Raw genomic sequence first — 24,259 nt, 5'->3', positions numbered from 1 at the left:
TTTCCACCTGTATCGGCTGGGGGCGATGGTTCTTCCAGAGACAATGCGGTACAGTTACGCCAAACTGTCCTGTGCGAAGGTCCAATACAGATGGCGTTTCAACAAACGGAGATCGGTGGCGAAACCTTGCTCGACGGGGTCATGGGCACGATCCGGCAGCGCATTGCCAGCCGGTCGTTGACGCCGGGCGCCAAGCTTCCGTCCATTCGGGCGCTTGCGACAACGATGCGGGTTTCCAAATCGACGGTTGTCGAGGCTTACGAGCGTCTGGCGGCCGAAGGCGTGATCCGGTCGCGGCCCGGCTCCGGCTTTTTCGTGTCTGCCCCCCTGGCGCCGTTGTCGCTCACGGAAGTCGGACCGCGGCTCGACCGCGCAGTCGACCCTCTCTGGGTTTCGCGTCAGGCGCTTGAAACGGACGCCCACGTTCTGAAGCCCGGTTGCGGCTGGTTGCCGGCGTCCTGGATGCCGGAGGCAGCGCTCAGGCGGGCGCTGCGCTCGCTCGCGCGCACGGATGCCGCGAGCCTGACGGATTACGGCACGCCGCTCGGCTTGCGACCGCTGCGGCAGTTGCTGTCGCGAAGGCTGGCCGAGCATGGTGTCGAGGCATCGCCCGATCAGATCATCCTGACCGAGTCAGGCACCCAGGCGATCGATCTTCTCTGTCGGTTCCTGCTCGAACCGGGCGATACCGTCATCGTCGACGATCCATGCTACTTCAATTTCCAGGCGCTGTTGCGGGCGCATCGCGTCAATGTCGTCAGCGTGCCCTATACGCCTGTTGGTCCCGATCTCGATCGCTTCGCCGAGGCGCTGGAGGCCTACCGTCCTCGCCTCTACATCACCAATTCCGCCGTGCACAATCCGACCGGCGCCACGCTTTCTCCCGTGATTGCCCACCGCCTGTTGCGACTTGTCGAGCAGGCAGGGTTGACTGTTGTCGAGGACGACATCTTCGCCGATTTCGAGCATGTGCCGGCGTCACGGCTTGCCGCCTTCGATGGGCTCGACCGTGTGGTGCAGATCGGCAGCTTTTCCAAGACGCTCTCCGCCTCGGTGCGCTGCGGCTATATCGCCGCCCCCCGAGGCTGGATCGAGGGGCTGACCGATCTCAAGATCGCGACCACTTTCGGCGGCCCGAGCCTTGCAGCCGAACTGGTGCTGACCCTTTTGCGCGATGGCAGCTACCGAAAGCACATGGAGGCGCTGCGGCTGCGGCTGACGCGGACGATGACCGAGACGGTAGCGCGCCTGGCCACGGTCGGGATCACGCCCTGGATCGAGCCGCAGGCCGGCATGTTCCTCTGGTGTCGGCTCCCGGAAGGTCTTGATGCCTCGGAGCTGGCCCAGAAGGCGCTGGCTCACGATATTGTCCTCGCCCCCGGCAATGCTTTCAGCCATTCGGGTTCGGCGGCAGGATTTCTGCGCTTCAACGTCGCCCAATCGATTGATGAGCGGCTCTATCGCGTGCTGGCTGAGATTGCTCGATAACCACTCATATCCATAGCGGCCGATTTGAGCGAGCCGCGAGACGGTGCTTGTTCTTCGAGCAACCCTTTTGACGCAGGTTGTTGTCGACCGCGCGGCCGCGCCGCTTCTATTCGCCGGTGTTTACGGCACTCCGCCGGGCCTATGCCTCAAACCGCGGCGTTCAATGCCTATTTTATGTGCAATCCGCTTCATCCTTAGTCTTGGCGCGTCTTTCGCTCCATCGCCGCGAGTGGCGTGGGCATTGATTTTTCGATCTTTGGCGGCGCAAACGCAAACTGGCACGATTAATGCTTTCTTGTGAGTACCGGTTGTTGGGCAGCTGAATTGGGTTGCCGGGCCGCTTCGGAACTTAGCCAGATCATGGCGCCATGTGAGAGAACGCAATGACAAAGTATAAGCTCGAGTACATTTGGCTCGATGGGTACACACCGGCCCCGAACCTCCGCGGAAAAACCTTGATCAAGGAATTCGATGCATTCCCGAAGCTGGATGAGCTTCCTTTCTGGGGCTTCGACGGAAGCTCGACGATGCAGGCGGAAGGCAAGAGCTCGGACTGTGTCCTGAAGCCTGTCGCCGTCTATCCCGACAGCGAGCGTAAGAACGGCGTTCTGGTGCTCTGCGAAGTCATGATGCCCGACGGCAAGACGCCGCATCCGTCCAACACCCGCGCAACCGTCATGGAAGACGATAGCGCCTGGTTCGGCTTCGAGCAGGAATACTTCTTCTACAGGAACGGCCGCCCGCTCGGCTTCCCGGAAACCGGCTTCCCGGCACCGCAGGGCCCGTACTACACCGGTGTCGGCTACAGCAATGTCGGCGATATCGCCCGCCAGATCGTCGAAGAACATCTCGACATCTGCCTGGCGGCCGGCATCAACCACGAAGGCATCAATGCCGAAGTGGCTAAGGGCCAATGGGAGTTCCAGGTCTTCGGCAAGGGTTCCAAGAAGGCCGCCGACGAAATCTGGCTGGCGCGCTACCTGCTGCAGCGCCTGACTGAAAAGTACGGCATCGATATCGAGTATCACTGCAAGCCGCTCGGCGACACCGACTGGAACGGCTCGGGCATGCATGCCAACTTCTCGACCGCCTTCATGCGCGACGTCGGTGGCAAGGACTACTTCGAAAACCTGATGTCGGCTTTCGAGGACGCCCGCGCGGATCACATCGCCGTCTACGGACCCGACAACCATATGCGCCTGACCGGCAAGCACGAGACGCAGTCGATCCACCAGTTCAGCTACGGCGTGGCTGACCGCGGCGCTTCGATCCGCGTCCCGCACAGCTTCGTCAACAACAACTACCGCGGCTACCTCGAAGATCGCCGCCCGAACTCGCAAGGCGACCCCTACCAGATCGCTTCGCAGATCCTGAAGACGATCTCGACGGTTCCGACCGATGTCGAAAACCAGATGAAGGCGGCCTGAGCATGTGTCATGGCGTGCTGTAGCGGCACGCCATGCACGCTCTGTCTCCAAGCATATGCAATCGCTAACGGTTGCAAAGACAAAACGCCCCGCTTTCGAGCGGGGCGTTTTGTCTTTTGCTGTCCTGGGAGGATAGCTTCGGGGAGGGTGGGTGCCGGCGGCAATGCCGGCGGCGGCAATGCCGGCGGCGGCGCCGCGGTTCAGGCGGTGCGAACGAAGTGGTCCGTATCCACTTCGACGATGCGGTCCTGCGTCATCGCGGATTTGCGCCGGATCTCTTCGACATCCTCCGGACGCAGCCGAACGCTCGGGTCGTCGAAGCGGATATCCGGGTCAGGCACGGCAGAGAGCAGCAGCTTGGTGTAGGGGTGAGCGGGGTTGTCGATCACCTTGCCGACATTGCCCCATTCGACGATCTGGCCGGCATACATGACGGCGATATCCTCGGCGACATAACGGGCGGTGGCGATGTCGTGGGTGATGTAGAGCAGACCGAGCTTCATCTGCTGCTTCATCTCGCTCAAGAGATTGAGCACGCCGAGGCGAACAGAGACGTCGAGCATCGACGTCGGCTCGTCGGCGACGATCACTTCCGGCTTGGCGGCAAGCGCGCGGGCGATATTGACGCGCTGGCGCTGGCCGCCGGAAAGCTCGTGCGGATATTTGGGCGCGACGAGGTCGGGGTCGAGTTTCACCTGTTGCAGCAGCGCACGAACCGTCGCGTCGATCTCGGAACGCTTGATATCCGGGCGGTGCAGCAGCAGCGGCCGCTTCAAATGATAGGCGATGGTATGAGCCGGGTTGAGCGAGGCGAACGGGTCCTGGAAGATCATCTGCACCGCGCGTCGGTAGAGGACCGTCTCGGCCGGGCTGGCGCCGTCGACCGGCTCGCCCCTGAAGAGGATCTTTCCCTCCGTCGGCATATATTCGCGCATCGCCATACGGGCGCAGGTGGTCTTGCCGCTGCCTGACTCGCCGACGAGGGCGAGTGCGCGGCCTGCATGCAGCGAAAACGAGATCGAGCGGGCCGCATGGACTGCGCCCGGACCGTGGCCGAATGTCTTGGTGACCCTGTCAAGCGCAAGGATCGGGGTTGGCTGGGCGGTCATAGCAGGACACCTCCATGGAGCGACGGGAAGGAGGTCCAAAGTTGTTTTGTGTAGTCGTGCTGCGGCGATCCGTAGATCGCCTCCGCCGTGTTCTGCTCGACGAGCTTGCCGGCGAGCATGATGCCGATCCGGTCGCAGAACTGCACCATCAGCCCGAGATCGTGGGTGATGAACAGAACGGCGAAGCCGAGGGTTCGCCGCAATTCGTTGATTCGCTGGAGGATTTCACGCTGGACGACGACGTCGAGCGCCGTCGTCGGTTCATCCATGACCACCAGCCTCGGATCGAGCGCCAGGCAAATGGCGATGACGATGCGCTGGCGCATGCCGCCGGAAAACTGATGCGGGTAGTCGCGCATGCGGTCCGGGGCGATATCGACGAGTTTCAGCATTTCGGCGGTGCGGTCGCGCGCCTGCGCACGGCTCATGCCTTTGTGGGTCTTCAGCACGTCGTAGAATTGCTGCTCGATGCGCAGCACCGGATTGAGCGAGTTCATCGCGCTCTGGAACACCATGGCGACCTCGCGCCAGCGAAAATCGCGCAAGGCCTTGTCATCTAGGTCGAGCACGTTGCGGCCATTGAGCAGAATGGTGCTTTCCCTCCTGATCAGCGCTGGTGGCTTGTGTAGCCGGCTGATGGCAAAGGCAATGGTGCTCTTGCCGCAACCGGATTCGCCGGCAAGGCCGAAGACCTCGCCGGGAGCGACGTCGAAGCTGACATTGTCGACGGCGCGAAAGTCCTTTTCCTCGCCGATATAGTCGATCGTCAGGTTTTTGACGGATAGCAGTGGCGCGGTCACAGGCGACCCTCCCCGGATCGGATGAGTGCGGACCAGCGACCGAGCCGATTGCCGGTGCGCAGCCGCGGGTTGGCGATCTCGTCAACGGCGAAGTTCAGAAGCGACAGGCCGATGCCGAGGAAGGCGAGCGCAAAGCAGGGCGTGAGAATGTCCCACCACGCGCCGACCGAAAGCGCCGACGCCTTCTGCGCGGCATAGAGCATGGTGCCCCAGGAGACGACCTTCGGGTCGCCAAGGCCGAGAAACTCGAGCGTCGCCTGGGTGATGATCGCGAAAATGACGCTGCCGATGAAGTTGATGCCGACGATCGAGATCAGGTTGGGGAAGATCTCGAAGGTCATGATGCGCCAGCGCGGCTCGCCCATCATCTCCGCCGATTTGACGTAGTCCTTCTGCTTGACGGAAAGCGTCTCGGCGCGGGTGACGCGGGCGCCCCAGGCCCAGGAGGTTCCGCCGAGGATCAGCGCGATGACCCAGGGGCTGGCCTGACCGATGAAGGCGGCGAGCACCAGGAGCAGCGGCAGGTTGGGAACCACTAGCACCATGTTGGTGAAGAAGCTGATGACTTCGTCGACCTTGCCGCCGCGATAGCCGGCGAGAATGCCGAGCGCCGTGCCGACGATTGTTATGAGCAGGCCTGCGCCGAAGCCGACGGCAAGCGAGGTGCGGGCGCCATAGATCAGCCGCGTGAACACATCCTGGCCGATGCGGGTGGTGCCGAGCCAATGGGCAAACGACGGCGCCTGATGCGGGCGGCCGACGCGGGCACCCGGATCGTAAGGGGTAAGCAGCGGTGCGGCGATCGCCACGATGAGGATGAAGGCGATGATGGCGACGCCGACCAGAGCCTTGCGATTGCGGATCAATCCGAAGGGTTGGGTCTTCATCTCACGCCTTCTTCAGTCGGGGGTCGAGCAGCACATAGCTGACGTCGACGATGAAATTGGCAACCAGCATGGTCGCAGTCATGATCAGCAACTGCCCCTGGATAACGGGATAATCACGGGCGAGGATCGCCTGATAGAGGATGTTGCCGAGACCCGGATAATTGAACACGACTTCGGTGACGAGCGAGCCGCCGAGGATCGTGCCGATGGCGATGGCAAGGCTCGATACGGTCGGCAGCAGCGCATTGCGCGCCGCGTACCAAAGCATCACATGTCCGTCCGATAGGCCCTTGGCGCGGGCCATGACGATATAGTCCTCGCCGAGCAGGTTGATCATGTTGTTGCGCATGGTGACGGCGAAACCGCCGGTCAAGACCGTGCAGAGCGTCAGCATCGGCAGAATGCCGTGATAGAGGACGCTGCCGAGATATTGCAGCGTAAAGGCCGGGTCGAGCGCCGGATCGGCAGCGTAGCCCGTCGGGAACCAGTTCAGCGTAAAGCCGAAGAAGAAGACGACGATCAGCGAGGTGACGACGGCCGGAACCGAGGTCGCGAAGATCGCACCGACCGAAACGATGACATCGAAAAGGCTGCCGCGGCGCCAGGCGGCGAGAATGCCGAGGAAGGTTCCCAGCGTGAAGCTGATGATGGTCGCCGTGCCCATCAGGCCGACCGTCCAGACCAGCGCGTTGCCGAGAACCGTCGTCACCGGAAGCGGGAAATATTTGATCGAGCGGCCGAGGTCGCCGCTGAAGATGCTGCCGAGATAGGTCAGATATTGCTGCCAGAGCGGGCCATCGACGAAACCGAAGGTGAGCTTCAGCGCCTGCAGGCTTTCGGGGGGAAGCTCCGCGCCCGCGCTCGAAAACATGATCTGCACGGGGTCGCCGGGCATCAGCCGTGGCAAAAAGAAGTTGATCGTCGCCGCCGCGACGAAGGCTGCCAGATAGAAGCATAGGCGGCGAAGCAGGAAAGCCATGGGGACTCCATCGACTGCGCCATGGCCCTGTTACCGGCAGGAAAGGCGGCAGAAACGCTTTGAAATGGCGCAAGCCTTTAATCGCGGAGCTATTGTGCTCCCGAGGCCGGCGCGAAAGCGGGAGCGGCCCGGTGATGAGCCACTCCCGCCAGTCCTGGGGGTGTTTAGTTGACCGGTTCGAGTGCCAGCAAATGCAGCAGGCGCGCCGGGTTGGTCCGCGAGATCGACGGATTGACGAACGGGGTCTCGGCCGTCACCCAGCCTTTGAAGCGCTTGGTGTTGTACTGGTACCAGTTTGGATTGTTGAAGACCGGCATCATCGGCAGGTTCTCGGCGACGATGCGCTGAGCCTTGTTCATGGCCTCCTTCTGCTTGGCGAGGTCAGCCGTGTGGGTGAACTCGGTCAAAAGCTTCTCGACATCGTCATTGAACCAACGCTGCGCGGTAAAGCGCGTCTTGCCCTTGTCCGAAGCACTGAAGGCGCGCTTGTACGGATAGTAGGGCGAGGCGGAGGCCGGCAGGCTGTTGATCGCCGCGTCGAACGTGCCGTTGATGAGATTGCCGGTCCAGACCGCTTCTTCCGGCGTCTCGATCTTGGCATCGAGGCCGACGGCTTGCAGGCCCTCGACGGCGATCGTCACCGTGTCGATCCAGTCGGTCCAGGAGCTCGGCACGATGATCGAGAAGGAGATCTTGCTACCGTCAGGATTGTCGCGGAAACCGTCGCCGTCCTTGTCGACATAGCCGGCCTCGTCGAGCAGAGCCTTGGAAGCATCGGCGTCGTACTTGCCGTAGGTGCCGAAGTCGGTCGCGACCGACGGATCAGCCCAGCTCTTGTAGAGTTCGCCCATGCCGGCCGGATCTTCGTTGAGCGTCGGATAGCCGTAGCCGGCAACGTCGACCATGGTGCCACGGTCGAGCGCCATGCTGGCCGCACGACGGAATTTTACGTCGTTGAAGGCCTTGCGGTTGTTCTCGTTGGCGGTTTCCTGGTTGAAGAGGAATGCCACCATGCTGCTCGGCGAGTACCAGAAATGGAAGTGCTCCGGATCCTTGGCGACGTAGACGTTCTCGATATCCGGGATGAAGGAAACGCCCCAGTCGAGCGTGCCCGACGCGGTCGCGGTCAGGATCTGGTTGTTGTCGGCGAGCTGCGGGAAGCGCATGCAATCGACCTTGAGCGCGGCGTCCCAATAGTGCGGGTTGCGGCACTGGTCGTAGGTCTGGCCGGTGAAGCGCGGGATCTCCGTCATCGGGCCGCTGCCAACAGGTGTTTCGTTGGCGAAGGTCACCGGTTCGGCGACATCCTTCCAGACATGCTCCGGCACGATCGGCAGCTGGGCAAGCTGTTCGGCAGCAAGCGAGCTTGGATTGGCGAGCGTGAAGCGAACGGTCTGGCCGTCGACGGCCTCGACGCCGGTGATGAAGGTCCAGATGCTGACGAAGTCGAGCGCCGGGAACTTCTTCAGGTAGTCGTAGGTGAACTTGACGTCAGCAGCCGTCAGCGGCTTGCCATCGGACCATTTCAGGTTTGGGCGCAGCTTGAACTCGATGCTTTTCAGATCGTCGGCAAGCTTGAAGCTTTCGGCAAGCCGGAAGACCGGTTTGTTGTCATCGAAGCGATTGAAGACGACCAGCGGCTCGTAGATGAAGTCGAGCGTGCTTTGGCGCGCCGACGTCTGGTTGAACGGGTTGAAGTTGCGAACCCAGGTCGTGGCCGGCTCGATATTGACCGTCAGGATCGACTGCGCCATGGCCGGTGCAGCGAAAAGGGTCAGCGCGGTCGCTGCCCAGAGAATGGATTTTTTCATTGTTTCTCCCCTCTTGATTTGTGAGTGGCGTCTCGTCAGGCGACGAGAACGCTCTTGAACATCTCTTCGACTTCGGCGTGGGCCGCGCGAATGTCGACCTTGAGCTTGCCGAGCCGGCTCTGGCCGGCGGCGATGCGCTTCTGGGCGGCCTCTGTCAGCGGACGGGCGGCCTTGGCGGCAGCCTCGCTCTCGGCCAGATCGCCGTGGCTGTGAAGTGCGACGTCGGAGCCGGCGTCGAGCACCTGCTTCACACGCTCGGGCAAGGTGCCACGCAGCGATTCCATGAAGATGCAATCGGACACCAGCACGCCCTCATAGCCCATGTCGTTGCGGATCACTTCATGCATCGTCGGCGAGATCGAGGCTGGCAGCTCGCTGTCATAGGCGGGGTAGACGACGTGAGCGACCATCGCCCAGGGCGTGTCCTTGAGGGCAACGAAAGGCTTGAAGTCGGTCGCGACGAGCGTTTCTCGCGATGCATCGACGACCGGGCGCTCCTTGTGAGAGTCGCGTGTGGCGCGGCCATGACCGGGGATGTGCTTCATGACAGGCATGTTGCCGGTCTCAAGCAGGCCATCGACCACCTCGCGGCCGAGGGCGGCGATGAAGTCCGGATCCGAACCGAAGGAGCGCGCACCGATGACGGCGCTGGTCGTTTCGAACACGAGATCGAGGACCGGCGAGCAGCCGCTGGTGAGGCCGAGTTCGCTCATCATCGTGCCCATTGCCTGGGACGACAGGCGAAGCGCCTTCTTGCCGAGCGCAAGGTCATGGCGCGCCAGTTCGGCAAACTGGCCGAAGCTGCGGAAAAGCGGCCAGGGACCGGCGTCGAGATGCTGGACGCGGCCGCCTTCCTGGTCAGTGAAGACAGGTGCGTCTTCGCGCCCGACCGCCTCGCGGAAGCGCTCGATCAGGATCTTGACCTGGCCGGGCTCGCGCAGATTGCGCCGGCCGACGAAGAGGCCGAGCGGGTTGGTTTCGCGAAACAGGGCGAACTCGTCGTCCGAGAGTGTTGGGTTTGGTAGGCCGACGAAGAGGGCGAGCGGTGTCGATGCCATTGGAGAGCTCCGATGTTCAGATGATTATTTGGATGGATTACGAAGCATGCCTTCGTAGATGCCTTTGTCGGCGGCGGGGATGGCAACGGCGCCGATGGTCTTGGCGTAGAAATCGACCGGGCCGGCATCGCCGATAAAGGCATAGGCATGGCCGAGCGTCTTCATGGTCTCGAGCGATGCGGTCAACAGATCGACGCCAATACCGCGCCCACGGCTCTCGCCGGCGACCCCGGTTGGGCCGAAGAAGCCGCGCGCCGTCGTGTCGTAGCAGGCAAAGCCAAGCAGCTTGCCACCTTCCACCGCGATCAGGCAGGCGATTGGCTGGCGGGAGAAGGCGACCGAAACCTCGCTCGCCCAATTCTCACTGAAGTTCTGCCTTACCCAGTCGACGACGACATGCATTTCCGGCGGAAGCGCCGGGCGAATGCGAATGCCGGTCGTGTCGGTTTTCCGCTTGAGATTGGCGAGCGTCGGCGAATACAAGCTGACAAGCAAGTCCGGCACCCCTAGTCCTCCGTATATTCCTTTATTAAGGAATTGATCCCTTTGTAATGCAATATGTGTCCTCATCTCCGGCGGGTTGTCAACCGGCAATCGCGGCGATGGGGTGGGAGGGTTGACGCTTCACCATGACGGCAGCGAGAACAGTCGGCTGCGCAAGTATTATCGCGTCACAGAGTCTTGGCTCCGGCGAACTCGTCGGCGGTCAAACGACGAATCATCGAGTTGCCTTCGAAAACCAATGGCTTCGAGACCGAACATGCGCGCACTGCCAGCACACGCGTCAAGCTGTCGCCGCCGCTCTCTGTTCTGCTATTGTTCTTTTCATATTGTAATTTACAAAAATACTAAGTTTGATTTTCGCTGTTTTTCTCCAAGGAACCACTGCAATTCCCAGGGCAAATATCTTGTTGAATTGACAGATGTTATTTTTATTCTTGATTACAAAAGTAGAGTTTGTTCCGCTTTATTTTCTGTCACGGATTGTTACTATGCTTTCGGTTCAACGAGCCCGGGAGCCAGGCGTGTCAGAGTTACCTCCACAGCACTTGACCGAGCAGGAGCCGCGATCTCGCCGGCGCCAGGAGCTTTTGACATTTCTTGTTCTTGCCTTTGGCATCTGGCCGTTGGTCGCCGTCGGCGTGGTCGGCGGTTACGGCTTCATCGTCTGGATGCTGCAGATCGTTTACGGCCCGCCGGGCCCGCTTGGGCATTGAGGTGATCGATGGGGGCAATGACAACCAGACGAGGATTGTTCTTGGGCCGGCAGGCGGAGCGAAGGCGCGTCCTGCCGCCGGGCGTCACGCTTGAAAGCCTGACGGCATGCACCGGTTGCGGCCAATGTGTGGAAAAGTGTCCCACCCGCATCATTTCGCTCCTGGACGAGCGTCCATCGCTCGATTTTTCAGGCGGCGAATGCACCTTCTGCGGCGACTGTGCGCGGGCCTGTCCGGAGCCGGTATTCGCAGCCGAAGGCGTAACGCGGCTTGCCCATGTCGTTGCGATCGGCGACGGCTGCCTCGCGCGCAACAACGTCGCCTGCCAATCCTGTCGCGATGCCTGTCCGCAGCAGGCGATCCGCTTTCGGCCCCGGACCGGCGGGCCGTTCCTGCCAGAGGTGGATGTCAACAGTTGCAGCGGATGCGGTGCCTGCATCGGCGTCTGTCCTGTCGGTGCAATCGGCATTGCGGATCGGGTTCAGGAGGGCGTCCATGCCTGATCCCTCCCGGCAATATCATATCTCAAGCGCCGTCGTCGTCGCTCTTCCGGCGATGAAGGATGCTGTCCTTGCCGCGCTGGCGCGCATGGCAAATGTCGAGGTTTACGGCCATGAGGGCGGCAAGATTGTCGTCGTCATCGAGGGAACGAGTACCGGCATGCTTGGCGAATGCCTGTCGACGATCTCCACGCTCGAGGGCGTGGTAGCGGCCAATATGGTTTTCGAACATGTCGAAACGGAAGGAGTGACGGACGATGACCACCGAACTGACGCGGCGTGATATCCTGAAGGCGCACGCGGCCGGCATCGCCGCCGCCACCGCCGGCATCGCACTGCCCGCCGCCGCTCAACCGGTGCCCGGCGGTATCAGCGCGCTCGAAATCAAGTGGTCGAAGGCGCCCTGTCGCTTCTGCGGCACCGGCTGCGGCGTCATGGTCGGCGTCAAGGAGGGGCAGGTCGTTGCCACCCATGGCGACATGCAGGCCGAGGTCAACCGCGGCCTCAACTGCATCAAGGGCTATTTCCTCTCCAAGATCATGTATGGCTCCGACCGGCTGAAGACGCCGATGCTGCGCAAGCTGAACGGCGCCTACAGCAAGGACGGCGAGTTCGAGGCGGTGAGCTGGGACGAAGCCTTCGACGTCATGGCCGAACAGTGCAAGAAGGTGCTGAAGGAAAAGGGGCCGACGGCGGTCGGCATGTTCGGATCCGGCCAGTGGACGATCTTCGAGGGCTATGCTGCGACGAAGCTGATGCGCGCCGGCTTCCGCTCGAACAACCTCGACCCCAATGCCCGCCACTGCATGGCCTCGGCGGCCTACGCCTTCATGCGAACCTTCGGCATGGACGAGCCGATGGGCTGCTATGATGACTTCGAACATGCGGACGCCTTCGTGCTCTGGGGCTCGAACATGGCGGAGATGCATCCGATCCTGTGGACAAGGCTTGCTGATCGCCGCCTGGGCCAGTCGCATGTGAAGGTGGCTGTTCTGTCGACCTTCACCCACCGCAGCATGGACCTCGCCGACATTCCGATGGTGTTCAAACCCGGCACCGACCTGGTGATCCTCAACTACATCGCCAATTACATCATCGAGAAGGGCCGGGTGAACGAGGACTTCGTTCGTAAACACACCACCTTCATGCGCGGCGTCACCGATATCGGCTATGGCCTGCGTCCGGACAATCCCATCGAAGTTAAGGCGGCCAATTCATCCGACCCCGGCAAGATGGAGCCGATGGACTACGAGGCGTTCAAGGCGTTCGTGTCGGAATACACTCTGGAGAAGACCGCCGAGATGACCGGTGTCGACCCGGCGTTTCTGGAGGAACTCGCCGAACTCTACGCCGATCCGCAGCGCAAGGTGATGTCGTTGTGGACCATGGGGTTCAATCAGCATGTGCGGGGCGTCTGGGCCAACCAGATGGTCTACAACATTCACCTTCTGACCGGAAAGATCTCGGAGCCCGGCAACAGCCCGTTCTCGCTGACCGGCCAGCCGTCGGCCTGCGGCACCGCGCGCGAGGTTGGCACCTTCGCCCACCGTCTGCCCGCCGACATGACCGTCACCAATCCGGAGCACCGCAAGCACGCCGAGGAGATCTGGCGCGTTCCGCATGGGATCATCCCGGAAAAGCCCGGCTATCACGCTGTCGAGCAGGATCGCATGCTCAAGGATGGCAAGCTCAGCTTCTACTGGGTTCAGGTCAACAACAACGTCCAGGCCGCCCCCAATACCAGCAACGAAACCTACCAAGGCTATCGAAACCCGGAGAATTTCATCGTGGTCTCGGATGCCTATCCGACGATCACGGCCATGAGCGCCGACCTCATCCTGCCGGCGGCCATGTGGGTGGAAAAGGAAGGCGCCTACGGCAATGCCGAGCGGCGGACCCATGTCTGGCACCAGCTGGTGCAGGCGCCGGGCGAGGCGCGCTCGGATCTCTGGCAGATGGTCGAGTTCTCCAAGCGCTTTATAACCGACGAAGTCTGGCCGGCCGAAATCCTCGCTGCCAACCCAGAGTTCAAGGGCAAGAGCCTGCATGACGTCCTGTTCCAGAACGGTGAGGTCAACCGCTTCCCCTTAAGCGAAGTCAGCGGCGACTACGCCAACAACGAGGCCGAAGCCTTCGGCTTCTACCTCCAGAAGGGGCTGTTCGAGGAATATGCCACCTTCGGTCGCGGCCATGGTCACGATCTCGCGCCCTACGACCGGTACCACGAGGAACGCGGTCTGCGTTGGCCGGTGGTCGACGGCAAGGAGACGCGCTGGCGCTATCGCGAGGGCTACGACCCCTACGTCAAGGCCGGCGAGGGCGTGAAATTCTACGGCCGCCCGGATGGCAAGGCGGTCATTCTTGCGGTGCCCTACGAGCCGCCGGCGGAATCGCCCGACGAGGAATTCGATCTCTGGTTGGTGACGGGTCGCGTGCTCGAACACTGGCATTCGGGTTCGATGACGATGCGTGTGCCGGAGCTCTATCGCGCCTTTCCGGGCGCCCGCTGCTTCATGAATGCGGATGACGCCCGCAAGCGCGGCATCAATCAGGGAGCGGAGGTGCGGATCATGTCGCGGCGCGGCGAGATCCGCTCACGCATCGACACGCGCGGACGCAATCGCATGCCGCCCGGCGTGATCTTCGTGCCGTGGTTCGATGCGAGCCAGTTGATCAACAAGGTGACACTCGACGCAACGGATCCCATCTCCAAACAGACGGATTTCAAAAAATGCGCAGTCAAGATCGTCTCAGTCGCTTGAAGCGACCAGAATGGGTGGTCGTTGCCATCGGCCTCGTCATGTTTGTCACGACGACGGCGATTGCCCAGGTCGTCCAGCAAATGGTGCCGCAGCTTGAAGGCCCGACACCACAGATGGAAACCGGGGCTGCCGCGAGCTTGCCGAAATGGGTGGTCGATGACAAACGCAAGATGCGCGCCTACCCGGACCAGCCGCCGATCATCCCGCACTCGATCGAGGGTTACCAGCTTTCGGTCAATACCAACCGCTGTCTCTCCTGCCACAAACGCGAGTTCACGCAGGATAGCGGCGCACCGATGATCAGCGTGACGCACTACATGACGCGCGACGGGCAGATGATCGCCGACGTTTCGCCGCGGCGCTACTTCTGCACGGCATGTCATGTGCCGCAGGCGGATGTTCGCCCATTGGTCGACAATGTCTTCAAGGACATGAGCGAACTCGGCGTCAAGCCGGCCGGAAGCGAGTGAGCCCATGCAGCGGATCCGGAGACTTATCCTGTGGGCGTGGCGGCTTGTCAGCACGCCGGCGGGCACGCTCAGCCTCGGCTTTCTGACGCTGGGCGGCTTCATCGGTGGCGTGATGTTCTGGGGCGCCTTCAATACGGCGCTGGAGATCACCAATACCGAGAAGTTCTGCACTTCCTGTCACGAGATGAAAGACAACGTCTATGAGGAACTGACGCGCACGATCCATTTTTCCAATCGTTCCGGCGTGCGCGCCTCCTGCCCGGATTGTCACGTTCCGCATCAGTGGACCGACAAGATCGCCCGCAAGATGCAGGCGTCGAAGGAGGTCTGGGGCAAGATCTTCGGCACCATCAACACCCGCCCCAAATTTCTGGAAAAACGGCTTGAACTGGCCCAGCACGAATGGGCGCGGCTGAAGGCCAACGACAGCCTGGAATGCCGCAACTGCCATTCCTCTGTTGCCATGGATCTGCAGAAGCAGACGGAGCGGGCCGCCACCATTCACACGCGCTACCTGCTATCGGGCAAGGCGACCTGCATCGATTGCCACAAGGGCATCGCGCACGAACTGCCGAACATGCAGGGTATCGATCCCGGCTGGAAGATGCCGAAGGAGCTGGAAGGCACAAGCACCTCGGGCATGACGCCGATCGACGATCTTCGCCGCGCGATGATGGAGCTTCACGCCAGCAATCTCTGACCGTCGCTTCCGGTAAATGCGCCGCGAAGGGGGTGACCCCTCAGGCGGTCGGCCTGGTGATGATAAAAAGGGCCGGGAGCAGCATCGCCCCGGCGACAACCGACGCAAGCGGCAGGCTCGGTTTGCTGACGATGCAGAAGAAGGCGAAGCTCGTAGCCATCAGCGAAATGGCTATGATCTTTGCCCGAGCCGGTATCGCACCTTTTTCCCGCCAGAGCCGCAAGGATGGACCGAAGGTCGGGTGTTCCAGCAGCCAGCGCTCAAGTCGCGGCGACGCGCGAGCGAACAGGCCGGCCGCCAGGAGAAGAAAGGGCGTGGTTGGCAAGATCGGCAAAAAGATGCCGGCGACGGCGAAACCGATCATCAGCCATCCAAGACCAAGACAGAGCAGCCGAAGAGGAAGGTTCATAGCTGGTCTCCAAGCCGGGTCAATCTTCGGAACATGTCGACATCGCCGCGGTATCATTCTCACCCGATACTCGGCCTTGCGGCCAGCGCCGAAGTGCTTCAGCTCCCATTCCGGTCAGCGCATAGATGCCGCGGTCGACCCGTTCGAACCAGCCATAGACATTGCCTTGCAGGATCTTGGCGGCATCGGGTGCGGCCTCACGCAGGTCGCGAGGACGTAGATTGCCATCCTGCAATGCCGCCGCGCAGGCGAGGGCCTGCTGGCGATAGGCGGTCATGATCGGCGCGCGCGTGCTGCCGCCGAGCGTCGGGTCGCCCTTGCGACGGCGGTGTTCCTTGATGAGACGCGCTCGCTTTTTCAGGTTCCTGCGCGGCATGGCGGCCGATGCCGCAACAATCACGTCGACCGTGCCGTTGTCGGCAACGGCGAGCATGCCGAACCCGAGCCGGCGGCAGAGATCGCGAAAGCGGCGGTCGCTCTCCCGCCCTTTGCCCTTGGCCGAGACACGCGCTGCGATCCAAACTTCGTCACCGGCATTGGCGCGATCCACTGCCTGCAGCACCAGTTCCAGATTGAACGTCAGCTTCAGCTCGCAGATAACGACGAGCGGCGGCTCGTCGTCGCTGAGCGCAAGGATATCGCAGCCCCCGACCTCACCTTTGACGGAGTATCCCGCCTCTTCGAGGAAGCGCTTGATCGGAAGATAAAGTGTTGTCTCCAAGCGGATGGGTTCCTGTCGAGATCGAAGGCGGTTCGTCTTGGCAAGTGCCGCCATGGTCGTTTGTTACGCGAGCCGGGGCAATTGTTCTGACATGCAGATAGCCCCGATCCGGGGCTTTGTCATCCGGTTGTCCGGTCGCAGCGCGGTGGTGCGTTGTGCTTCGTCTTAACTTTATGGTGTGTTAATATTGCTGCGTGGGCGGCCTTCGCCGGAGGGCGCCCGGTATCCGAGGCTTTGACGACAGATGTTGCGAGTCCTCACCCTGTTGCTGTCGCTGATATCAGCATTCGTGTTTCCCGCCGCGTCCGCGCCAGAAACCGAGAAGGTTGTTTTGGTGCTGTCTTTGAAGGGGGCGATCGGTCCGGCATCGGCTGAATATATCAAACGCGGATTGCAGAAGGCCAATGATCGGCACCTGCCGCTTGTCGTTCTCCAAATGGATACGCCGGGTGGTCTCGATACCTCCATGCGCGAAATCATCCAGGCGATCCTGGCATCATCCGTTCCAGTCGCGAGCTTCGTTGCACCCAGCGGAGCACGTGCGGCAAGCGCCGGCACCTACATTCTCTATGCAAGCCATATCGCTGCCATGGCGCCGGGAACCAATCTCGGGGCGGCAACGCCGATCGCCATCGGCGGAGACATGTTCGGCGGCCAGAAGGACGAGCGTCCCGACGAGAACGACAAAGATACTGCTGCCCAATCTCGGCCAACCCAGACGACAATCGAGGCCAAGCTCATCAACGATGCCGTCGCCTATATCCGCGGGCTGGCCGAGTTGCGCGGGCGCAATGCCGATTGGGCCGAACGGGCTGTGCGCGAGGCTGCGAGCCTGTCTGCGGCGGCTGCCGTTCAGGAGAAAGTCGTCGATTTCACTGCCACTTCGGTCGACGATCTGCTGAAGCGGGCGCAGGGACGAATTGTCCGTGTCGGGCAGACGGATATCGCGCTTGAAACGGCTGGGCTCGGCGTGGAGACTTTTGTGCCCGACTGGCGCACGCGCCTGCTTGGGGTGATCACCGATCCGAACATCGCGATCATTCTGATGATGATCGGCGTCTATGGACTGATCTTCGAGTTCCTGACCCCCGGATCGGTCGTGCCCGGCACCGTCGGCGGGATCTGCCTGCTGCTCGGGCTCTACGCTCTGGCCGTCTTGCCGGTCAGCTATGCCGGTCTCGGTTTGATCCTGCTCGGTATCGGCCTGATGGTCGCGGAGGCGCATTCGCCTTCTTTCGGTGTGCTCGGTGCCGGCGGCGCCCTGGCGCTGGTTCTCGGCGCTGCGATTCTTTTCGATACCGACACTCCGGGGCTGCAGGTCTCATGGGCGATGCTTGCCGGCGTCGGCATTGCCAGCCTCGGTTTCAGCCTGCTCGTCGCCCGTCTCGCCTTCAGCGCGCGGCGCCATGCGGTGGTGACCGGCGGCGAGCAGATGATCGGGCTGCCGGGCAAGGTCGATAGCTGGTCCGGCGCAAACGGCTATGTGATCGCCCACGGCGAACGGTGGCAGGCTGTCAGCAGCCAGACACTGGATGCGGGAGAAAATGTGAAAGTTGTCGGCCGCAACGGGCTGACGCTTGAGGTCGCGCGCGACGAGGCAAAGGCCTGACGCATGCGGTAGAAGGAGTAAAGATCATGGACATGCTTGGGAGCCTCGCTCCCTATCTCGCGATCCTGTTGTTCCTCCTGATCGTCATCGCCTATGCGATCAGGATCCTGCGCGAATATGAGCGCGGCGTCATCTTCACACTCGGTCGCTTCACGGGCGTCAAGGGTCCGGGGCTGATCCTGCTTCTTCCCTATGTCCAGCAGATGGTGCGGGTCGATCTTAGAACCCGCGTGCTCGATGTTCCAAGCCAGGACGTCATCTCGCACGACAACGTGTCGGTCCGCGTCAGCGCGGTCATCTACTTCAGGGTGATAGATGCCGAAAAGTCGACGATCCAGGTCGAGGATTTCATGATGGCGACGAGCCAGCTCGCCCAGACGACATTGCGCTCAGTACTCGGCAAACACGACCTCGATGAGATGCTGGCAGAACGCGACCGCCTGAACGAAGACATCCAGAAGATCCTCGACAGCCAGACCGATGCCTGGGGCATCAAGGTTGCCACGGTCGAGATCAAACATGTCGACATCAACGAAAGCATGGTCCGCGCCATTGCCCGCCAGGCAGAGGCCGAACGGGAACGTCGTGCCAAGGTCATCAACGCCGAAGGCGAGCAGCAGGCGGCGGCCAAGCTGCTCGAGGCCGCCGAGATCCTCGCCCGGCAGCCCGAAGCCATGCAGTTGCGCTATTTGAGCACCTTGAACGTGATCGCCGGCGAAAAGAACTCGACGATCGTGTTTCCGTTCCCGATGGAGCTCGTCAACCTGCTGTCGGCCAAGGTCGATAAGTCGACGAGCTGATCACGTTTGGGGTCTCGATGTTTCAGGCTGCCTTGCGTTCGAGTTGTGCGACCTTGAGCAGGTCGTCGATAGCACCGGGCGCTGCGACCAGAACAGCGCTTCCCCGGGTCAGGGCTTCGCCCTGTGTCGGGAAGGGCAGCGACCAGCCGCCTGCCTCGTTGACGAGGCAATAGCCGGCCAGGCAATCCCAGGCATGCATGTAGGGTTCGTAGTAGCCGACGAGCCGACCGGCGGCCACATAGGCGATCATCAGCGCGCCCGAACCGTTGCGCATGAAGTTGCCGCCGGCGGCAAGAAGGCGCTCGACGATCCCCGCGACTTCGGCCGGCGTCACGTGATTGTTGGCGCCAAGTCCTGTCACGGCATCGCGGATCGTCCGTGTCGCATCGAGGCGCAGGGTCTTGCCGTTCAGTGTCGCGCCCAGTCCGGAAGCAGCCGCATAGAGCTCGTCGTGACACGGCGACTGGATCACGCCGATCACGGGTTTGTCGGCATAAAGCACGGCGATCGAGATGCACCAGTTGGGCATGCCGTTGACAAAGGGCGTCGTTCCATCGATCGGATCGATCACCCAGGTGAAGCCCGAAGTGCCACTGACAAGGCCGTGTTCTTCGCCGAGCACACCGTCGTCCGGGAACGAGGCGCTGATGCGATCGCGGATCAGCGTCTCGACGTTCCGGTCGGCGATTGAAACAACGTCATGGGCGTCGGCCTTGGTTTCGATGACCAGAGTCTCGCGCTGCAGGAAGTAGTCATGGGCAAGCCGTCCGGCTTCCTCGGCAATGGTCTTGGTGAGCGCGAAGCGAGCTTCAAGGCCCGCGATTGGCGAAGTCATGCAATAGTCCTTCCTGTGTCGATCTCAAGACATCATACGCTACAGAGGCGCGCGTCAGTTGGGCGCGCAAAAGATGCTGTAACGCTCTAAATTTGCTGCATAATGTTCCCGGGTTTAAGGAGTTATGCAGTAATCAAAGCAAGGCCGCGGTTGCGGAAGCCGATGGCGACTTCGGTCGAGGGAGATAACATCTCCTCGATCGCATCATCAACCACGAATAGCAATCCATTCTGTGTTTCAACTTCATACTCGATGTGGCCGCCGAGATAGGCGGCGGTGCTGATCGTACCGGGCAGTGCTGCACCAGTCGCCGGCGTCAGCGTCACGGCATTGGGGCGCACGGCGAGCTTCGATGGGCCGGGCCGAGCATCGCGCGATGGCAGCCTGTGTTCGAGGCCGCCGACACGGATGGTGGCAAGGCCGGCGTCGGATGCGGTGATCTCGCAAGGCAGCACATTGGCCTCGCCCATGAAGTCGGCGATGAAGGCCGATGCCGGCGCCTCGTAGAGTTCGCGCGGCGCCCCCTCCTGGGCGATCTCGCCATCCTTCATGACGATGATCCTATCGGAGACGGCAAGCGCCTCGTCCTGGTCGTGCGTGACGTAGACGGCGGTAAAGCCGAGCCGTTGTTGCAGCTCGCGGATTTCGGTGCGGACGCGCCGGCGCAGCCGCGCGTCAAGGTTGGAAAGCGGTTCGTCGAGCAGCAGCACCTGCGGCTCGAGCACCAGCGCGCGGGCGACGGCGACGCGCTGCTGCTGTCCACCGGAGAGTTCGGCCGGAAGCCGCTGGCCCAGGCCGCCGAGGCCGACGAGCTTCAGGCCTTCCTCGGCCCGATCGCGCGCCTCCTTCTTCTTCATGCCGGAGGATTCAAGCCCGTAGGCGACATTGTCGAGCGAGGTCATATGCGGGAACAGCGCGTAGGATTGGAACACCATCGACACGTCGCGCTCGTTGGCCGGCAGCATGGTGACGTCCTTGCCGCCAATCAGGATTCGGCCGGCGGATGGATGCTCCAGGCCGGCGAGCATGCGCAGCGTGGTGGTCTTGCCGCAGCCTGATGGCCCGAGCAGGGTGACGAGAGTGCCGGGTTCGATGGTCAGCGACAGATCGTGGATGGCGGTGAAGGCGCCGAACTGCTTGCGCACGTTCTGGAAGACGACCGAGCCGGTGCGTGGGGTGCTCATGCGGGGTTCTCCTGGGAAAGGGTCTTGGTGGCAGCGCGGACCGGAGCCGCGCCGAAGACGCGGTTCTCCCGCCGGAGCTTGCGCTCGCCGACAAGCAGTTGCAGGCAGGTGATGACAGTGATCATCACCACGATGAGGGCCGACGAATAAGCGATCGCCACGCCGAACTCGCCGTTTTCGACGAGGCCGACGATATAGGACGTCGCCATGTTGTATTCGGCGCTCACAAGGAAGACGACGGCGCTGATCGAGGTAATCGCCCGGACAAAGGAGTAGACGAGGGCGGCGACGATGGCCGGACGCAAGAGCGGCAGGATGACCTTGCGCAGCGTGCGGAAGCTGGTGGCCCGCAGCGTCAGCGATGCCTCGTCCAGGCTTTTGTCGAGCTGGCTCATCGCCGCGATGCCGCCACGTACGCCGACGGGCATGTTGCGGAAGACGAAGCAGGCAACGAGGATCAGTGCCGTGCCGGTCATTTCGAGTGGCGGCAGGTTGAAGGCGATGATGTAGCTGATGCCGATGACCGTGCCGGGAATGGCAAAGCTCAACATCAAGGCAAATTCGAAGATATCCCGCCCGGCAAATCGCTGCCGGACGATCAGGTAGGCGGTCAGCAGCCCGACGAGGGCCGTCAGTGGCGCCGAGATCAGCGCGATTTCCATCGTCGTCCAGAACGAATTCCAGGCGACGCCGGTCCAGGCGATGACGCCGTCGGTGACCGAGAACGAGAAGGCCTTGATATAGTGCTCAAACGTCAGCGAGTTATCGAGACCCCAGGTTTTCACGAAGCCGCCAAACAGGATCATGCCATAGACGACGACCGTGAAGATCATCCACGGGATCACCACGGCGTGGACGCCGATCGACAGCGAGCGGGGCAGAGCGATATGCGAGCCTGAATCGCCCTTGCCGGTCACGGTCGAATAATTCTTGCCCGCCAGCCAATAGCGCTGGGCAAGGAACGCCGACAAAGTGAAGCACAAGAGGATGATGGCGAGCACGGCGGCGCGTGACGGGTCGTTCTGCGCGCCGACGACGGCAAAGAAGATTTCCGTCGAAAGCACGCCATGGCTGCCGCCAAGCACGAGCGGATTACCGAAATCGGCCATGCTCTCGATGAAGCCGATCAGGAAGGCGTTGGCAAGGCCCGGCTTCATCAGGGGGAGCGAGACGTTCCAGAATGTCCGCCAGCGGTCGGCCCGCAACGTCTGCGATGCCTCTTCCATCGAGGGACTGACGCCCTCGACGACGCCGATCAGCACCAGGAACGAGATCGGGGTGAAGGACAGCACCTGCGCGATCCAGATGCCGGTGAGGCCGTAGAGCCAGCGGCCCGGTTCGATGCCAAAAGCATCGGACAGGAACTCCGTAATGACGCCGGCGCGGCCGAAGAGCAGGGTGAGCGCCAGGCCGATGACGAAGGGCGGCGTGATGATCGGCAGCACCGTCAGCATGCGCATACCCTTCTTGAAGGGGAAGCGGGTGCGCGTTGCGACAAGGGCAAACGCTAGGCCGAGCAAGGTCGAGCCGGAAGCGGTCATCAGCGCCAGCCACAGCGTGCGCCAGGCGACGCCGCAGCGCTCGCCCCCGGTGACGCAGCCAAGGCTCCAGATCGAGCCGTCCTGGATGTTGCGCAGGAAACCATCAGGCTTGAACGAACCGTCGAAGTCCTGGACTGAAGCCGCAAACATGCTGCCGACAGGATAGAAGACGAAGACGACGACGAGGCAGACGAGCAGCGCGATGGAGGCGACGATGAAGGCATCGCCCTTCATGACGCCGCGCTCCGCCAGCCCAAATGCGAAGATGAGGATGAAGGCGAGGGAGGCGAGAACGGCGCCGGCGCCCATCGAGGGCTGTCCGTCGGCAAGCGGGCCGAACAGGGTTTCGCTGATCGTCCAGGTCCAACCGGTAAAGCCGATCGCCAGACCCTGGGCAGCGATGAAGAGAAGGCCGAGCGCGCCGGCTGCCGCCAACACCAGGCCGCGGCGGGCCGGATCGCGGACGAACCGGGCAACCGCGCAGATGCCGAGCAGGACGAGCGCGACGACGAGCCATGAACGCCCGTGGGCAAAGATTTGCGCAAGGCCGGGTGCCACGGCAGCATCGGAGGGGAAGCCGGAAAGCCAGCCAAGCCCGAAGAAGCCTCCCTCGATGCGGTACCAGGGCACAGCCAGGAATGCGGCCAGCCCGAGCCCGAGTGTGAGGTCGAGCCTACGGTTGCGATGTTCCATCACGGTCCTCGCGTCTCTTCAATATTGGAATGTCGATTTGTTGCAGGGCCGGCTTTCGGCCGCCGGAAACGCGTGCGGTCTTTCGAGATGTGATCGACCGGATCGTTCGATCCGGCCGATCGCAAACCGAATGCCGTCAGTTGGCGCTGGCGCCGACTTCGCGGTCCCAGCGCTCAAGCAGTGCCTTGCGCTTTTCGGAATCGCCATAGGTGGCGAAGTCGTAGTCGATCAGCTTGATATCCTCGAACTTCGGCGCTTCCTTCGGCACTTCCGCACTCTTGTTGGACGGCAGCTGGAAGGACTTGGCATCCTTCATGCGCGACTGAACGTCTGCCTTCAGCGCCCAGTCGTACCAGGCCTTGGCATTGTCAAGGTTCTTGGCGCCGCGAATGATCGACATCGAGCCGATCTCGTAGCCGGTGCCTTCACAAGGGGCGATCGCCTTGATCGGGAAACCCTCGGCCGTCTGGGCGACGGCATCATGCATGAAGACGATGCCGAGGCCGGCCTCGCCGCGTGCTGCCGACTTGACCGGCGCCGAGCCTGACTTGGTATATTGCGCAACGTTGGCGTTGAGCTTTTTCAGGTAATCGAACGCCTGATCTTCGCCCATGATCTGCACCAGCGATGCAAGCGCCGTATAGGCTGTACCCGACGAGTTGGGGTTTGCCATCTGGATCTCGCCCTTCAGCGACGCGTCCAGCAGATCGGCCCAGCATTTCGGCTCCTTGAAGCCCTTCTTCTGGAAGATCTCGGTGTTGTATCCCCAGCCGAGCGCGCCGGCATAGACGCCAACGGTGCGATAGCCCGAGCCTTCGGCCTGCTTCTTCGCCCAATCCTGGAGCTGGTCGAGCATCGGCGACTTGTATTCGAGCGTCAGTCCGTCGGATGCGGCCTGCAGATGCGGGTCGCCGGTGCCTGCCCACCAGATATCGGTCTTGGGGTTGCGCGCCTCGGCGCGAACCTTGGCATAGGTTTCGCCAGAAGACAGGCGAACCATGTTGACCTTGATCCCGCTTTCCTTCTCGAAATCGGCGGTCATCTGCTCGCAAATGACGACGTCTGCCGAGCAAATCAGATTGAGACTGCCTGCCGCCTGCGCCTCAGACGCCGCGAATGCTAGGCCGGTTGCGGCGAGCGCAACCGAAATGGATACAGCTTTCATAACTTCCTCCCAATGATGCGATGCCTCCACACCGCAGTAATGCAAGCGCGTGCAAGGTGTCACATGGATTGGAATGTTGTCAATCCAAGTCCAA

The 24,259-nt window shown here is 62.0% G+C and carries 23 protein-coding genes; 10 read left to right on the top strand and 13 right to left on the bottom strand.

Annotated elements, in window-relative coordinates; translation table 11 throughout:
• The first annotated feature begins 90 nt into the window (after positions 1-90).
• Positions 91-1,488, top strand: a complete 1,398-nt coding sequence (locus J3R84_RS26895) for an aminotransferase-like domain-containing protein (RefSeq protein ID WP_057208892.1) — start codon at positions 91-93, stop codon at positions 1,486-1,488.
• A gap of 383 nt (positions 1,489-1,871) precedes the next feature.
• Complete coding sequence (locus J3R84_RS26890) at positions 1,872-2,915, top strand: glutamine synthetase beta-grasp domain-containing protein (RefSeq protein WP_203529277.1); 1,044 nt, start codon at positions 1,872-1,874, stop codon at positions 2,913-2,915.
• Positions 2,916-3,115: 200 nt separating this feature from the next.
• Here the strand turns inward: J3R84_RS26890 and J3R84_RS26885 are convergent, their stop codons facing one another.
• From J3R84_RS26885 to J3R84_RS26855, 7 genes are all read right to left on the bottom strand, one after another.
• The gene (locus J3R84_RS26885; RefSeq protein WP_025428413.1) at positions 3,116-4,024 is read right to left on the bottom strand and encodes an ABC transporter ATP-binding protein; all 909 of its coding nucleotides are present in this window, start codon (positions 4,022-4,024) and stop codon (positions 3,116-3,118) included.
• Positions 4,021-4,824: an ABC transporter ATP-binding protein gene (locus tag J3R84_RS26880; protein WP_025428414.1), complete on the bottom strand. Its 804-nt coding sequence runs from the start codon at positions 4,822-4,824 to the stop codon at positions 4,021-4,023. Before J3R84_RS26880 ends, J3R84_RS26885 begins: the two co-directional genes overlap by 4 nt.
• Positions 4,821-5,711 (bottom strand): ABC transporter permease, encoded by an 891-nt coding sequence (locus J3R84_RS26875; RefSeq protein ID WP_025428415.1) that lies wholly within the window; start codon positions 5,709-5,711, stop codon positions 4,821-4,823. The genes J3R84_RS26880 and J3R84_RS26875 overlap by 4 nt, the downstream gene beginning before the upstream one ends.
• 1 nt (position 5,712) lies before the next feature.
• Positions 5,713-6,690 carry an ABC transporter permease gene (locus J3R84_RS26870; protein ID WP_025428416.1) on the bottom strand — a complete coding sequence of 326 codons (978 nt, stop codon included), beginning with the start codon at positions 6,688-6,690 and terminating at the stop codon, positions 5,713-5,715.
• 164 nt (positions 6,691-6,854) lie between these two features.
• Complete coding sequence (locus tag J3R84_RS26865) at positions 6,855-8,501, bottom strand: ABC transporter substrate-binding protein (protein WP_025428417.1); 1,647 nt, start codon at positions 8,499-8,501, stop codon at positions 6,855-6,857.
• Positions 8,502-8,536: 35 nt separating this feature from the next.
• Entirely contained in the window at positions 8,537-9,559 is a 1,023-nt protein-coding gene (locus tag J3R84_RS26860) for a glycoside hydrolase family 3 N-terminal domain-containing protein (protein WP_203529274.1), read from the bottom strand.
• Positions 9,560-9,583: 24 nt separating this feature from the next.
• Positions 9,584-10,063, bottom strand: a complete 480-nt coding sequence (locus J3R84_RS26855; RefSeq protein ID WP_057208907.1) for a GNAT family N-acetyltransferase — start codon at positions 10,061-10,063, stop codon at positions 9,584-9,586.
• A 521-nt stretch (positions 10,064-10,584) separates the two neighbouring features.
• Between J3R84_RS26855 and napE the strand changes: the two genes are divergently transcribed.
• Genes napE through J3R84_RS26825 form a run of 6 tightly spaced genes read left to right on the top strand, consistent with a single transcriptional unit; the run spans position 10,585 to position 15,208 of the window.
• On the top strand, positions 10,585-10,776 hold the full coding sequence (gene napE, locus J3R84_RS26850) for a periplasmic nitrate reductase, NapE protein (RefSeq protein ID WP_025428420.1): 192 nt from the start codon (positions 10,585-10,587) through the stop codon (positions 10,774-10,776).
• 8 nt (positions 10,777-10,784) lie between these two features.
• Positions 10,785-11,279 carry a ferredoxin-type protein NapF gene (napF, locus tag J3R84_RS26845; protein WP_081788922.1) on the top strand — a complete coding sequence of 165 codons (495 nt, stop codon included), beginning with the start codon at positions 10,785-10,787 and terminating at the stop codon, positions 11,277-11,279.
• A complete protein-coding gene (locus J3R84_RS26840; protein ID WP_025428422.1) occupies positions 11,272-11,559 on the top strand; it encodes a chaperone NapD in 288 nt (95 codons plus the stop codon). The genes napF and J3R84_RS26840 overlap by 8 nt, the downstream gene beginning before the upstream one ends.
• Positions 11,534-14,038, top strand: a complete 2,505-nt coding sequence (napA, locus tag J3R84_RS26835; RefSeq protein WP_025428423.1) for a periplasmic nitrate reductase subunit alpha — start codon at positions 11,534-11,536, stop codon at positions 14,036-14,038. Before J3R84_RS26840 ends, napA begins: the two co-directional genes overlap by 26 nt.
• A complete protein-coding gene (locus J3R84_RS26830) occupies positions 14,008-14,508 on the top strand; it encodes a nitrate reductase cytochrome c-type subunit (protein WP_038577799.1) in 501 nt (166 codons plus the stop codon). Before napA ends, J3R84_RS26830 begins: the two co-directional genes overlap by 31 nt.
• Positions 14,509-14,512: 4 nt before the next feature.
• On the top strand, positions 14,513-15,208 hold the full coding sequence (locus J3R84_RS26825) for a NapC/NirT family cytochrome c (RefSeq protein ID WP_025428425.1): 696 nt from the start codon (positions 14,513-14,515) through the stop codon (positions 15,206-15,208).
• A gap of 40 nt (positions 15,209-15,248) precedes the next feature.
• Here J3R84_RS26825 and J3R84_RS26820 read toward each other — a convergent pair whose 3' ends face one another.
• Both J3R84_RS26820 and J3R84_RS26815 read right to left on the bottom strand, forming a co-directional pair.
• Positions 15,249-15,617, bottom strand: coding sequence for a YbaN family protein (locus J3R84_RS26820; RefSeq protein WP_025428426.1), 369 nt, complete (start codon positions 15,615-15,617; stop codon positions 15,249-15,251).
• Between the two features lie 19 nt (positions 15,618-15,636).
• Positions 15,637-16,338 carry a DUF2161 domain-containing phosphodiesterase gene (locus tag J3R84_RS26815; protein ID WP_025428427.1) on the bottom strand — a complete coding sequence of 234 codons (702 nt, stop codon included), beginning with the start codon at positions 16,336-16,338 and terminating at the stop codon, positions 15,637-15,639.
• Between the two features lie 244 nt (positions 16,339-16,582).
• Between J3R84_RS26815 and J3R84_RS26810 the strand changes: the two genes are divergently transcribed.
• Positions 16,583-17,947 carry an NfeD family protein gene (locus J3R84_RS26810; protein WP_203529271.1) on the top strand — a complete coding sequence of 455 codons (1,365 nt, stop codon included), beginning with the start codon at positions 16,583-16,585 and terminating at the stop codon, positions 17,945-17,947.
• 26 nt (positions 17,948-17,973) lie between these two features.
• Positions 17,974-18,747 (top strand): slipin family protein, encoded by a 774-nt coding sequence (locus J3R84_RS26805; RefSeq protein WP_113567715.1) that lies wholly within the window; start codon positions 17,974-17,976, stop codon positions 18,745-18,747.
• Positions 18,748-18,769: 22 nt separating this feature from the next.
• Here the strand turns inward: J3R84_RS26805 and J3R84_RS26800 are convergent, their stop codons facing one another.
• The 4 genes from J3R84_RS26800 to J3R84_RS26785 all read right to left on the bottom strand — a co-directional run bounded on the left by J3R84_RS26800 (position 18,770) and on the right by J3R84_RS26785 (position 24,165).
• Positions 18,770-19,582: an inositol monophosphatase family protein gene (locus tag J3R84_RS26800; protein WP_025428430.1), complete on the bottom strand. Its 813-nt coding sequence runs from the start codon at positions 19,580-19,582 to the stop codon at positions 18,770-18,772.
• Positions 19,583-19,704: 122 nt separating this feature from the next.
• Positions 19,705-20,766 (bottom strand): ABC transporter ATP-binding protein, encoded by a 1,062-nt coding sequence (locus J3R84_RS26795; protein WP_025428431.1) that lies wholly within the window; start codon positions 20,764-20,766, stop codon positions 19,705-19,707.
• Entirely contained in the window at positions 20,763-23,000 is a 2,238-nt protein-coding gene (locus J3R84_RS26790; RefSeq protein WP_203529268.1) for an ABC transporter permease, read from the bottom strand. The genes J3R84_RS26795 and J3R84_RS26790 overlap by 4 nt, the downstream gene beginning before the upstream one ends.
• A gap of 136 nt (positions 23,001-23,136) precedes the next feature.
• Complete coding sequence (locus J3R84_RS26785; protein ID WP_057220161.1) at positions 23,137-24,165, bottom strand: ABC transporter substrate-binding protein; 1,029 nt, start codon at positions 24,163-24,165, stop codon at positions 23,137-23,139.
• Between the last annotated feature and the right edge of the window lie 94 nt (positions 24,166-24,259).

The organism is Ensifer canadensis (assembly GCF_017488845.2).
Classification (GTDB): domain Bacteria; phylum Pseudomonadota; class Alphaproteobacteria; order Rhizobiales; family Rhizobiaceae; genus Ensifer; species Ensifer canadensis.
This window is presented reverse-complemented; position numbering and strand designations above follow the sequence as displayed.